The sequence below is a fragment of the Microbulbifer sp. TYP-18 genome, assembly GCF_040932045.1.
Lineage (GTDB): Bacteria > Pseudomonadota > Gammaproteobacteria > Pseudomonadales > Cellvibrionaceae > Microbulbifer.
The window spans coordinates 1-12,953 of the sequence record NZ_JBFRBC010000009.1 but is presented as its reverse complement, the minus strand read 5'-3'; the positions used below and the strand labels follow the sequence as shown (position 1 = coordinate 12,953).

At 58.0% G+C, this 12,953-nt stretch carries 8 protein-coding genes; 4 read left to right on the top strand and 4 right to left on the bottom strand.

Translation table 11 applies throughout. The features are described from left to right. Nucleotides 1-195: 195 nt before the first annotated feature. On the top strand, nt 196-3,153 hold the full coding sequence (locus ABVT36_RS09485; RefSeq protein ID WP_368456359.1) for a TonB-dependent receptor: 2,958 nt from the start codon (nt 196-198) through the stop codon (nt 3,151-3,153). 55 nt (nt 3,154-3,208) lie between these two features. On the opposite strand, the gene ABVT36_RS09480 is transcribed toward ABVT36_RS09485, so the two are convergent. Beyond that, nucleotides 3,209-4,882 carry a sulfotransferase gene (locus ABVT36_RS09480; protein ID WP_368456358.1) on the bottom strand — a complete coding sequence of 558 codons (1,674 nt, stop codon included), beginning with the start codon at nt 4,880-4,882 and terminating at the stop codon, nt 3,209-3,211. A gap of 522 nt (nt 4,883-5,404) precedes the next feature. After that, nucleotides 5,405-6,088, bottom strand: a complete 684-nt coding sequence (locus ABVT36_RS09475; protein WP_368456357.1) for an OmpW family protein — start codon at nt 6,086-6,088, stop codon at nt 5,405-5,407. A gap of 311 nt (nt 6,089-6,399) precedes the next feature. Here ABVT36_RS09475 and ABVT36_RS09470 point away from each other — a divergent pair, with 311 nt between their 5' ends. Next, on the top strand, nt 6,400-6,966 hold the full coding sequence (locus tag ABVT36_RS09470; protein ID WP_368456356.1) for a hemerythrin domain-containing protein: 567 nt from the start codon (nt 6,400-6,402) through the stop codon (nt 6,964-6,966). Between the two features lie 27 nt (nt 6,967-6,993). Here ABVT36_RS09470 and mmsB read toward each other — a convergent pair whose 3' ends face one another. Together mmsB and ABVT36_RS09460 are read right to left on the bottom strand one after the other, a co-directional pair. Then, nucleotides 6,994-7,893: a 3-hydroxyisobutyrate dehydrogenase gene (gene mmsB, locus ABVT36_RS09465; RefSeq protein WP_368456355.1), complete on the bottom strand. Its 900-nt coding sequence runs from the start codon at nt 7,891-7,893 to the stop codon at nt 6,994-6,996. Nucleotides 7,894-8,544: 651 nt separating this feature from the next. Further along, a complete protein-coding gene (locus tag ABVT36_RS09460; protein ID WP_368456354.1) occupies nt 8,545-9,657 on the bottom strand; it encodes an enoyl-CoA hydratase/isomerase family protein in 1,113 nt (370 codons plus the stop codon). Nucleotides 9,658-9,837: 180 nt separating this feature from the next. Here ABVT36_RS09460 and ettA point away from each other — a divergent pair, with 180 nt between their 5' ends. Together ettA and ABVT36_RS09450 are read left to right on the top strand one after the other, a co-directional pair. Continuing rightward, nucleotides 9,838-11,502 carry an energy-dependent translational throttle protein EttA gene (gene ettA, locus ABVT36_RS09455; RefSeq protein WP_368456353.1) on the top strand — a complete coding sequence of 555 codons (1,665 nt, stop codon included), beginning with the start codon at nt 9,838-9,840 and terminating at the stop codon, nt 11,500-11,502. A gap of 273 nt (nt 11,503-11,775) precedes the next feature. Continuing rightward, on the top strand, nt 11,776-12,774 hold the full coding sequence (locus ABVT36_RS09450) for a questin oxidase family protein (protein ID WP_368456352.1): 999 nt from the start codon (nt 11,776-11,778) through the stop codon (nt 12,772-12,774). The last annotated feature ends 179 nt before the right edge of the window (nt 12,775-12,953 follow it).

The window sequence follows — 12,953 nt, the reverse complement described above, 5'->3', positions numbered from 1 at the left end:
TGTCGGCCAACAAATAGTCGTTACGGCTATTTTTAAATCAACGCAATCAACTGAAAGAACTGACAATTAATTCTTAAAATTCCCCATGCCTATTTAGTACATTAAAGTCGATTAGTTCCTTAAAAGAAGTAAATGTACAACATATAAGTACGTCACATATCTCACATAAATACCTTGCATTTCTAAGGATAAACCATGATCAAGACCCCACTGAGTGTTGCTATTGCGGCTCTCGGCGCTGTCGCCGCCGCCAGTGTATCGGCACAGAACTCTGCGCCTGACCCTACCGTAGAAGAGGTTGTCGTTACCGGCTCGCGCATCCAGCGCGCTAACGATGTCAGCATCAGTCCGGTAGCTACCGTGGATGCCGATGAATTTAAGGCAACCGGCACGGTGCGCGTCGAAGACCTGATCAACGACCTCCCCCAGGTTGCCGCCACCCAGACCGCCGGCGTAGCCAACGGCGCCACTGGTACCGCCACTGTTTCCCTGCGCGGCTTGGGCTCGCAGCGCACCCTGGTACTGATCGACGGCCGCCGTATGCCAGCCGGCTCTCCGCTGGCAGGCGGGTCCGGCGCCGACCTGAATCAGATCCCTGCAGCTCTGGTGGAGCGGGTTGAGGTTCTGACTGGTGGCGCCTCCGCGACCTACGGTTCGGACGCTATCGCTGGGGTTGTGAACTTCATCATGCAGGACGACTTTGAAGGGGTGCGCTTCGAGGCCCAAACCGGCATCTACCAGCACAACAACGATAACAGCGGAATTCAAAGCGTGGTGGAAAACGCCGGCTTCGAAGCGGCCGATGGCAGCGTGACCGACGGCGAAACCAACGACTTCTCCTTAATCATGGGCGCCAACCTGGACAATGGCCGCGGCAATGTTACCGCCTATGCCAACTATCGCAGGATAGACCCAGTGCTGCAGGCCGACCGCGACTACAGCAGTTGCGCGCTGGGGGGCAGGCCCGGCGCCTTTAGCTGTGGCGGTTCCCCTACCACACCCGAGGGTCGTTTTACCGATTTTGGCCTGAACGAGGGCGACACCACCGAAGGATTCGAGTACGCGGTTGACGGGAACAATTTCGTTCCGCCCACCAGTGACTACAATTTCGGCCCACTGAACTATTTCCAACGCCCGGACGAGCGCTGGACCATGGGCGCCTTCGGTCACTATGAAGTGAATGACCAAGCGGAGATCTATACGCAGCTCATGTACGCCGACGACCGCTCTGTGGCGCAGATAGCTCCGTCAGGCGCCTTTTTCGTCACCAATGACCTCTTTTGCGGCAACCCCTTTCTGTCCGACGCCCAGTTTGACGCCATCTGCGGCGTTTACGGCCTGACGGAGAACGATTTCGTCAGCGACCTGACGGTGACCAATACGGATCCGGATACAGGCGCAGTCACCAGCACTGATGGAGCTATCTACATCGGCCGCCGCAATGTGGAGGGCGGAGCCCGTCAGGACGACTTGCGCCACACCACTTTTCGCGGTGTGTTCGGTCTTCGGGGCGACCTCAACAACAACTGGTCCTACGATGTCTATTGGCAATATTCAGAAGTGAGCCTGGAGGAAACCTACTTCAACGACTTCTCCATCAACCGCATCCGCCGCGCCCTCGACGTGCGCCGGGACGAGAACGGCAACCCGGTCTGTCAGTCAGTGCTGGACGGCTCGGATCCCAGCTGCGTACCCTGGAACATCTTCCAGGAGGGCGGCGTCACCCAGGAAGCCATCGACTATCTGGTACTGCCACTGTTTGCCCGCGGAACCACCGAACAGGAAATCTTCTCCAGTTATGTTTCCGGCGACCTCACCGACTATGGGGTAAAGCTGCCCACCGCCGACACAGGTGTAGCGGTGGTCCTGGGCCTGGAAAGCCGCCGCGATTCTCTGAATTTCTCCCCCGACAACGGTTTTCAGACCGGTGACGGCGCGGGCCAGGGCGGCCCGGTTCTACCGGTATCCGGCTCTCTCAGCGTGCAGGAAGTGTTCGGTGAAATGAGTGTGCCCTTGGTGAGCGATCGACCCGGCATTGAGTATCTGGGCCTGGACCTGGCCTATCGCTATTCCGACTACTCCACCGACGTGCAGACCGACACTTACAAGCTGGGCGTCGAGTGGCAACCTACCGAGGACTTGAAGTTGCGCGGCAGCTTCCAGTCCGCGGTACGTCACGCGAGCATTCGCGAACTCTTCCGCCCCGAAGCGATCGGATTATTCGATCTAACCCAGGACCCCTGCGGCTCGCGCACCGACGCTAGCGGTAATCTCATAGGCCCTACTGCCACTTTGGAACAGTGCCAGAACTCCGGTATCACAGCGGCCACCTATGGCGATGCTATTGACAATTCGGCCGGCCAGTACAACGTAGTCGGCGGCGGCAACCCGGACTTAGCCCCGGAGGAGTCTGAAACCCTGTCGTTTGGTTTTGTCTACTCGCCGTCCTTCGTGGAAGGCCTGACCTTTAGCGTCGATTACTTCAATATCCAGGTCACCGACGCTATCGCCGGCATCGACCCCGAAACCATTCTGAATAAGTGTCTGGAAACCGGTGACGCTCTCTTCTGTGATGCGATTAACCGTGGCGCCAATGGCAACCTATGGATTGGCTCCGCCGGCATCACCGCCACCGACGTCAATATTGGCTTCTTCGAAACCGAAGGCATCGACATCAACTCCAACTACGGCTTTGACATCGGCTCTCTGGGCGCAATCGACATCAACTGGATCGCCACTTACCTGACCAAGTGGGATCAGCAGGAGTTTATCGGTGAACCGGTTCAAGACTGCGTCGGTGTCTGGAATGGTGCCTGCGGCGAACCAACTCCTGAATTCGCCAGCACGGTCCGCGCGACTTGGGTCTCGCCCTGGGATGTTGATGTTACCGGTGGATGGCGCTATATCGGAGCAGTTGACGACCTGGGGGCCAATGGCGCCAACTTCGATGCGGTGAATTACTTCGATTTGTCGGCGGCCTGGGTCGCGACCGACAATGTGACCTTGCGCGGCGGAATCAACAATGTGCTGGACGAGGAGCCGCCTCTCACCGCAGACGCCGGAGCCGATATTTTCGGTAACGGCAACACCTTCCCAGGCACCTATGACGCACTGGGCCGTTACGCCTTCCTGGGCATGACGCTGGACTTCTGATTTTTCAGTGCCATAACCCGGCAGCCGAACTGGCCGCCGGGTTAAAGTCCGTGTTTTAAGGCTGCTTTTCCAGCAATGGGTCGGAGAGGTATTTCTCCAGCACCCCCAGGTGAGACTGGTAATGCCGATAACGACCGACGGATCCGCGGTGGATGCCTTCACGTACCTGCCAGATACTCGCAGTTTTCACATAGTTTTTTCGTTCGCTAAAGTTCATGCAGGCGGGATCCCACGGCAACTGCAGAAAGCGCAACAGTCTGCGCGTCTCCGCCTCCGGCTCGGCCACCAACTTCTCGTAACTGACCTCGATAATACTGTCTGGAAATAACCCCTTCCAATGCTCCATCAGTCGCAGCTGTTCAACGCAATAGTGACCAATACTGTCGAGATCTGCGGAGTAATTCATACCCCCACCCAACTGCTGAAAGTAAATGGACAGGCAGTTGTCGAGAAAGGTGCGCCGGGTCCAGATTATCCTGGCCCCGGGGAAAATACTCTTGATCAGGCCAATATGCAGAAAATTATCCGGCCGCTTATCGGTGACAATATCCTCAGATGAAAATCTGCTTTTAAGGTAACTCAGGTAGTCACCACCGGTCCGGCGAAAAAAATCACTACCCTTGTCCTTTATTGCCTGTGGATAATGCTCCCCCATGGCCGCAACCAAAGCGGGGAAAAACTCCAGTTCTCCTCCCCCGGTGACCTGGTGATGACCGCTTACAATTTGCTCAACCAGGGTCGAACCGGAGCGGAACATGCCACAGACAAACACCGGTGTATCGGATAGGCTCCGGCGCTCCCGGGAAAACCAATCCCGCGAAAACACCTGTATCAACCGGTCAACCAGCTCCGTGTGACCCGCCCGGCTGTAGGGCGCAAGACGCCGTATGCCCAGCTCATTGGCGGTCTTGTAGGAAGAAAATGCCCCGTCGTAGCTGCCACAGTCATCCAGCAACTTGCCAAGGGCAAAATTCAGTTCTTCCAACTTCTCCGGGGGTATCCCCTGCCTGACGAATTGAGAAGAAATCTGTTGAATGAGTGGATCCTCTGCACTGTGCGCCCTGTGCAGATAAGCCAGGCGGGACAGAGCCAGACTATAGTTGCCGTCGATGGACAGGACTTTCCGATAGTAATCCGCTGCGGATTCTCTATCGCCTTCTTCCTCTAATAACCCGGCGAGATTCACCAGCGCCGGAATATAGTTGGGGTTGATGTCCAAAGCTTTACCAAAGTTCTGGCGCGCCTCCTGCTCCCGCCGCAGCTCGGAACAGATCACGCCGATATTGGTATAAACCTCCTCCGGGTGTGAGATGTTTTTACTCAGAGCTTTCCGATATTGCTCCAGGGCCTCCTCCAGGTGGCCAGCCCCCTTGAGCAAGCGGGCAAAGTTGTAGATATTGTCCGGGCTGTCCGGTAGCCGCTGCAAAAAACTGCGATAGGCACCGATGGCCTTGTCAAGATCTCCCATCGACTGTGCCAGTTCCGCCACACGCAACCAGTAGTCTGGTTTCGCTGGGAACTCATTGGCCAGCTGGTGGAGGCAAACGGACGCTTTGACCAATTCCTTTTGTTGCATATGCAGCTGGAAAATCTCGCGCAGCAGCCCCTCACGCCCCTCTCCAGTCTCCAAAAGCTGTCGATACAGCTGTTCCGCCTGATTGAGCTGGTTCTGGGCCACCAGGGCCCGGGCCCAGGCCAGGTGCGACAAAAACTCTTTTGTAAAACTCATAGGCACAAAAAATCAGGGGTATCCTTGGCAACCTCCTAGGGTGCAACAATTGCCCCACTATTTCCAAGGGTTTCGGGTCGCTATATCAGTTGTGCCCCCATCAGCAGCACAGCGAGCCTGCTCTACGCAAAGCCCCGCAGAGCGGGCCTGTGGCAGTACTGAATTGACCAGAGGTTCTTTAAGATGAATTTGATACTCATAGCCGTAACGCTCTACCCTATGTATCTACCAGCAACCTTGTTAGGTGCCTGGGGATTATCGCCGATAGAGGCGAGAACCCTGCCCTGGGACTGGGCTTATACCGGGGAAGAGGTCCACCAAAATAACGGTTTTATCGATGGGGTTTGCGCGGGTAGTCATTACCCTGCTAGGCAATCGCCAATTTAATAAATAATGCATGGTCAACTTGCCCCTGCCGCGAAAAACCGCGCGACAACGCCGCTTTGCCGATATTTCAATGGCCAGCGCTTCCCTTGCTCTAATGGCGGCACCTCTTCCCGCTCCGCGTTGATCCGGCGAAAATTAGAAACGATAGCCCAGACCTACCATAGTCACCAATGGGTCCACATCCACATCCGCAGAAACATTGCCGAGACCGGGAACAGAAACCTTCGCCTCTGTGTCCAGATCCACCCACAATACCGCCAGGTTCAGCAGCCAGCGCCGATCCGCGCCAAAAGCCATGTCTACGCCGGCCTCGGCCGCCAGACCGAAGGAGTTTTCCAACGACAAATCAGCATTGCCGGTGGCCCCCAGGGTCCCGAAGAGCCTATTGGCAGCCCCGCTGACTTCCTCATCAAAGAACACCGTGTAGTTCACCCCCAGACCTAGATAAGGCTGAACCGAAGTCGAGGGTTGCATTGGGTACCACTGCAGCAACACTGTGGGGGGCAACTGGCTGGTTTCACCCAGGGAGATGGTATCCCCCAGTCCACTCACTTCCAGGCCGTGACTGAAAGGGCTGGCCGCCACGACCTCGACGCCAAAGTGGTCACTCAGCATATAGGTACCGGTGAGCCCCAATGCACTGGCGTCATCCACATCCGCAGCAGTGCCCGGCAGCTCGGCTCCCCCCAGGGAAAGGGAGCTGGAACTGACATCCGGGCTGACTGTGGCGACACTTCCGCGCACAATAAAGGTACCGGCCTCATAAGCCATAGTGGGGACTGACAACAGCAATGTAGCCAGAGCGGCAAACAATTTCATCGGGCTCTCCAAAATTTCATAAAAAACTGCCCCGCCCGCAAGGGTATCCATCCATTTTATTGTTATCGGCGCTACGACTATGAGCGGGGCAGGCCCAGGTTAGCCGCGACCGGGGGCAACTCCTTGATCCAAATCAAAACAACGCCGGGTTGCCTGACCCAACTGGCGAGGTGGCCCTGGTCCGGTTTGTTCGGGGTTACCGGCAACAGGCCAAATGCCGCGCCAGCTCGGCGGCAGGAATTGATCTACGTCAAGTGACAGCCCCCGCGACGCCATAACATCGGACCAGTCAACCTGCCTGGGAGGGCATCATGCACTACTTGTACCGACAGCTGTGCCGGGACCACCACAATATGCAACTGCTGCTGGATGCCGTGGAACGCCTGCTGGCCGACCTGGATAGACGCGATCGAAGCCCCTCCACCCTCAGCCTGATTCTCGACGCCCTCGACTATATCAGTGTCTATCCAGACCGCTGGCACCACCCACTGGAAGACTTGGCCATGGCCAGGCTAATGGAAAAATCCATCAACTGCAGCGCGGAGATACTGACAGTTCGGGAGGAACACAAGGCGATTGCCGCCGCAACCAGTCATACGGCGGCGCTTTTCTATGCCGTTGCCAACGATGTCGCCGTGGAGCGCAGCCAGCTGCTGAGGGCCGCAGAGAATTACCTGGAACTGCAGCGACAGCACATGCAACGCGAAAACACGCATATTTTTCCGCAGCTCGAACAACTGCTGACAGAGGAGGATTGGCGTAAGATTGGTCGGCAACTGCGGCGACAGCAGGATCCGCTATTCGGCACCCCGACCCGGAAGCTGTATGAATCGCTGCACGCCTACGTCACGGCACCGCCGGAGCGCCTTTGCACCTAAAGAAAACCGCTGCGCTTTCGCAACCCATCAGTCGCCCGCAGGGCGGCGGAAGAGGTTCTGAATACTGGAGAAATCCAATTGCTGGGTTTCCCTGTCGACCCCGTGCAACTGATAGAGATTTTTTGCCAGGGCGCCCAGGGGCGTCGAAGAGGCGCTGTTGGCAGCCGTATCCATCGCCAGACCCAGGTCCTTTTGCATCAACGCCACGGAAAAACCACCTGTGTAGCCCCGGGAGGCCGGGACACCCTCCATCACACCGGGGTAGGGGTTGTATTTGTCCAGCGACCAGTTGTCGCCGGAGCTGGCCTGCATAATCTCCGACAGCACCCGTGGGTCCAGGCCATTGTCCACACCCAGTTGCAGCGCTTCTGCAGTGCCGAGCATATGAATCGCCAGCAGCATGTTGTTGCAGATCTTGGCCACCTGCCCACTGCCCGCAGGTCCGGCATGGAAGATATTGGTACCCATGGCTTTGAGATAGGGTTCCGCCGCCCGCACCGCCCCGCTGTCACCGCCACACATAAAGGAGAGAGTACCCGCGGCAGCCGCCGCAGTGCCACCGGAAACAGGCGCATCTATGGCACGCAGACCGCGCTCACCGGCTGCGGCGATCAGTTGACGCGCGTCATTGGCGGCGATAGTGGAGCTGTCGATCACCAGCACGTCGTCATCCAGGGCCTGCAACAGCCCCCGCGCACCGAGAAAAAGTCCTTTCACCGCTTCTCCCCCGGGCAACATGGAGATCAAAGTTTCGGCGCCCTCCGTCGCCTCGGCCGCGCTCGCCGCCAGCGCGCACCCGTGGGCCTCCGCCTGTGCCATCGCCTCCCGGGACAGATCAAATGCACTGACGGCAAAACCTTTCTTGACCAGATTGGCGGCCATGGGCCCGCCCATGTTGCCGAGACCGATAAACGCGACCTTTGCCATTGTTGCAGCTCCTAAATTGTAATTATCTCCCTGTGCCCTATCGGACGCCGCCTCGCTCAGCCCGGAAGCCCCTGATTAATTCAGTACTGCCCCGGCGAAGACTGTGGCCTCGCTTGGCAAGGTCCTGTGGCCTTTGTGTCGGGCCCTTCCCCTGCGCTTGAAAGGCAGCCAGCCTTGATGTCAAACCCGGCGTAAAGCCTGAGGTTGCACTTAGCTAGTCAGAGACTCCTAGCAGGTTGTTGAGAAAGCCCTCCCTGGCTTCCCTCAACCCGGGTTTGCGGCTCATGTCCGCAAACCCTCCACGACAAATCAAGCAGTTACATGCTTGATTTGCGGCCCGAACATCCCTGTTCGGGACAGCAGGCTGCTGAAAAGGACTTTTTCAACAGCCTGCTAGGGAGCCTCTGATTAAGTCAGTACTGTCTCAGCGGAGCCTGTGGCACCGCTTGGCAAGGCGCTGCGCGAAGGTCAAGGCTGGTTGTCCTTGATGAGCGCAGCAACAAAGTCCAAGTGGCGCCACAGGCCCGCCCTGCGGGGCTTTGCGTCGAGTCCGCCCGCTGCGTTGCAGCCCCTACAAAGGTAGCCAGCATTCCTGCGCAACTGCGCCTAACTGGCGAACTCGACGCAAAGCCTGAGATTGCACTGACTTAATCAGAGGTTCCCTAGATCCCTCAGCGGATTCTCTGGCCAGGGGGGCACAAAGCAGGCGTCCACCTGTGCAGTCTGAATCTCCCACAGGTTGTCCGGCTGCCAGCGTGGCTGCCGATCCTTGTCGATCAACAGGGCCCGCACGCCTTCGCGGAAGTGCCCACTGGCACACAGATTCACCGCCAGCACCAGCTCCATGCGAAATATGTCGGCCAGCGGCAGGTCCCTGCCCCGGCGCAACTGCTCCCAGACAATCCAGGGTGTCAGTGGCGAGCCGCCAGCCAGTGTGGTGGCGGCCCGCTGCAGCCACTCGTCGTCACCGCGGTAATCGACGATCTCCCTGCAAACCTCCGGCAGCGTGGCGGCGTCAGTCAACTGCTGGATCATCTCATAGCGAGGCCGCAGCTTTTGTATCGGCCAGCGGTCTCGCGGCATCTCCAGCTCTCGCAGACAGTCGGTAACCAGTTGGTGGTTCTGTTCCGCATTGGCGCCAAACGGCAGTGCCGCCACACTATCCAGTACCTTCCGGGCAGCCTCTGCCGGCAGCAGCCGATCCGCCAGGCCCGCAAACAGTGCGTCGCTGCCAGTGAACTGTACGCCTGTCAGACCCAGGAACAGCCCCAGGCGGCCGGGCATACGGTTCAGAAACCAGCTGCCCCCCACATCCGGGAACAACCCAATAGTGATCTCCGGCATAGCCATGCGGGTGGTCTCGGTCACTATGCGATGGCTGGCACCGGCCATGATGCCGATACCGCCCCCCATGACGATACCGTCCCCCCACACCACGATGGGCTTGGGGTAGGTGTGTATCCTGTAGTCCAGGCGGTACTCGCTGGAAAAAAAGCTGGTGGTGTAGCTGTAATCGGGGGTCTCGCCATAAACGGTCGACTCCCGGTACAAGGCCACCACGTCACCGCCGGCACAGAGAGCCTTGTCACCGCTGCCGTCTATCCACACAGCGGCCACTTCATCATCCGCGACCCAGGCGTCCAGCTGCGCCGCCAGCAGCTCTATCATCTGCAGGTTCAACGCATTGAGGGCCCCGGGCAGGTTCAGGGTGGCGACCGCCAGGGCGCCGTGCCGGGAAAACAATACCGGAGAATCCTGATTCATTACTGCACGCCTTGTTGCCGTTGACCGCGATAACGCCGCAGTTAAACACAGATCAACGCCGGCGTCAGCTACACCGGATTACAGCCACCCATGGACCTCCGGCACAGTTGCACTTTTTACGCAAACTGATAAGTTGCGCGCAAATTCTGACCGATTCCAACACCCAGTACGGAACCCCAAATGGCCGAATACGTATACACCATGAACCGGGTGGGCAAAGTAGTGCCGCCCAAACGTGAAATTCTCAAGGATATTTCCCTGTCTTTCTTCCCCGGCGCCAAGATCGGTGTGCTGGGACTCAACGGCGCCGGCAAATCCAGCCTGCTGCGTATCATGGCCGGGGTCGACCAGGACTATAATGGTGAAGCACGCGCCATGCCCGGTATCAAGGTGGGCTACCTGCCCCAGGAACCCCAGCTGGATGCCGGCAAGACAGTGCGGGGCAATGTGGAAGATGGTGTGCGTGAGGCCATCGACGCCCTCGCCGGCCTGGAACAGGTGTACGCCGACTACGCAGAGCCGGAAGCGGATTTCGATGCCCTGGCAAAAAAACAGCAACAGTTCGAAGACATTATCCAGGCCTGGGATGCCCATAATCTGGAGCACCGCCTGGAAGTGGCCGCAGATGCCCTGCGCCTGCCACCCTGGGACGCGGATGTCAGCAACCTGTCCGGGGGTGAGAAACGCCGCGTAGCCCTGTGCCGGCTACTGTTGTCCCGCCCGGATATGCTGCTGCTGGACGAACCCACCAACCACCTGGATGCGGAATCCGTATTCTGGCTGGAGCGATTCCTGCACGACTTTAACGGTACCGTGGTGGCCATCACCCACGACCGCTATTTCCTCGACAATGTCGCCGGCTGGATACTGGAACTGGACCGCGGCCACGGCATCCCCTGGGAGGGCAACTACACCACCTGGCTGGAGCAGAAAGAAGCGCGCCTGGAACAGGAGCAGCGCGGCGAACAGGCCCGTATCAAAGCCATGCAAAAGGAATTGGAATGGGCGCGCCAGAACCCCAAGGGCCGCCAGTCCAAAAATAAGGCACGCCTTGCGCGCCTGGAGGAAATGCAGTCCCAGGAGTTCCAGAGTCGCAACGAGACCAACGAAATCTATATCCCACCCGGCGAGCGCCTCGGCGACAATGTGATCGAATTCGACCGGGTGAGCAAGGGCTTCGGCGACCGACTGCTGATCGACAACCTGTCCTTCCGTATACCCAAGGGCGCCATCGTGGGCATCGTCGGCGGTAACGGTGCTGGCAAGTCCACTCTGTTTCGCATGATCAGTGGCAGCGAACAGCCGGACTCCGGCGAGATCAACATCGGTGAGACCGTCAAGGTGGCCTACGTGGAGCAGGGGCGCGAGAGCCTGGATGACAGCAAAACAGTGTGGGAAGCCATCTCCGGCGGCCACGACATGCTCAAAATCAACAACTACGAAGTGGGTTCACGCAACTATGTAGGCCGCTTCAATTTCAAGGGCAGTGATCAGCAGAAACGCGTGGGCGAACTGTCCGGCGGTGAGCGCGGGCGCCTGCATCTGGCCTATACCCTCAAGCAGGGCGCCAACCTGCTGTTGCTGGATGAACCCTCCAACGACCTGGACATCGAAACCCTGCGCGCCCTGGAAGAGGCCCTGCTCAACTTCCCCGGCTGCGCCCTGGTAATCTCCCACGACCGCTGGTTCCTCGATCGCGTCGCCACGCATATTCTCGCCTATGAGGGCGACAGCGAAGCGGTGTTCTTCGCCGGCAACTACACTGAATACCACGAGGATTTCGTCAAGCGCAAAGGGGATCAGGCCGCGCCCCACCGGATGCACTACAAGAAGCTCAAGACCTGAGCCAAAGCCCGCAGACTGCGGGCTTTTTTGTACCTGTTGCCCACCGACCAAAACCGACGGGCAACAAACAGACAGGATTCCACCAGCGCGAACAGCATCCAGGCCAGTGCCACAACAACTCCGTAATCACAAATTCTGCGGAGCGCGCTATGATTAGCTCTGATCTGGTGACCAACCGGCTTCGCCAGGCAGTTCAACCATCCGGTATGCAACACTCAATAGACCATTGCGCAAACTGAAATAACAGAGAAACCACCGCCAAGGAGGGAACCTATGGCCATTACCCGCTACTGTGCAGAACTGTTGGAAGCGGCCAGTCGTTACCATGTTCACTATGGCGACCGTCTGGCCAACCACCTGCCCATGGTGTTGATCGCACTGGACAAAATGGGGGCCAGCCGCGAACAACTGCAACAGGCCTTCGACCGTTCCGCCCCCCTTTTGGAAAGCCCCCGGTTGCCCCCGCCAAACCCCGAAGTTGCGATTGGCGATTGCCGCAACCGTGAACAACTTTTGCCCACCGCCATCGACTATTATCAACACCAGCTGTGCCAGCTCGGTATCGCAGAGTGCCTGCGCCGTGAACTGCCACCACTGTTGCCGGCGATTGCCTCCGCCGCTTTCCATCCACTCATTCGTACCGCCTACGGTGTGGATGCCAATCACCAACAGGAGATTGCTACCGGCCTCGCCTACTGGAATCTGGAATATCGGACATTACCCACCTGTGACCACAGAATAGAGGTGCCGGCAGCAGAAATCCCCTCACTATTGGCTTACCGGTATCCCACCATGCCAGCGGCCCCAGGCAATATCGCCGCCCACATGGCAGCAGTCACCCATCAGAGTGGATGGTTCGACACACCTGTGCAGCCCCAGCAACTGGACCTGCAGACTATTGCCCAAGTCGCACTGAGTGCTTACCGCAACAGCGGCGATTTTACCCTGTTGCACGGCGTCACCGGCTGTCACGCATTGCGCCTGATTTTAAGCTATTGCACTGATCCGGAAGCCGCGCTGCGGTACTTCTGGAGCGGACTCGTCATCGCTTTCCTAAGCACAAACCGCAAGCGCACCACAGGCGAAACACCGGCAGAATCCATGGACTGGGGCGAACTGCGCACCAGCGCCTGCGGCAGCAGGGACACCCACGTCATTAAGCTGACCTACAGTTGCTGGAGGGAAGAGGAGTATTACGCAAATCCAGATTACCGGCATCTAGCGGAAACTTTGCTGCAATCGCAACTCGGATCAGTAGTGGAGAAAATTTAAAAATTATCCATCTGGCACAATTGACCGCCCGCTCAGCTAGGGCCTGTTAACACTAATTAGCCGGTCAACGATCAGTGAAAAGTTGATGAAGAACTTAAAAACGACATCCAACTTGTCAAATCGACTAAATATTCTTCGGAAACCTTTCAAGCGGCGAAACAGACGCTCTACTTCATTTC

Coding starts and splice junctions, on each gene's coding strand:
- ABVT36_RS09485 (WP_368456359.1), top strand. CDS start 196: ATGATCAAGACCCCACTGAGTGTTGCTATTGCGGCTCTCGGCGCTGTC.
- ABVT36_RS09475 (WP_368456357.1), bottom strand. CDS start 6,088: ATGAAATTGTTTGCCGCTCTGGCTACATTGCTGTTGTCAGTCCCCACT.
- ABVT36_RS09460 (WP_368456354.1), bottom strand. CDS start 9,657: ATGAATCAGGATTCTCCGGTATTGTTTTCCCGGCACGGCGCCCTGGCG.
- ABVT36_RS09450 (WP_368456352.1), top strand. CDS start 11,776: ATGGCCATTACCCGCTACTGTGCAGAACTGTTGGAAGCGGCCAGTCGT.
- ABVT36_RS09470 (WP_368456356.1), top strand. CDS start 6,400: ATGCACTACTTGTACCGACAGCTGTGCCGGGACCACCACAATATGCAA.
- ABVT36_RS09480 (WP_368456358.1), bottom strand. CDS start 4,882: ATGAGTTTTACAAAAGAGTTTTTGTCGCACCTGGCCTGGGCCCGGGCC.
- mmsB (WP_368456355.1), bottom strand. CDS start 7,893: ATGGCAAAGGTCGCGTTTATCGGTCTCGGCAACATGGGCGGGCCCATG.
- ettA (WP_368456353.1), top strand. CDS start 9,838: ATGGCCGAATACGTATACACCATGAACCGGGTGGGCAAAGTAGTGCCG.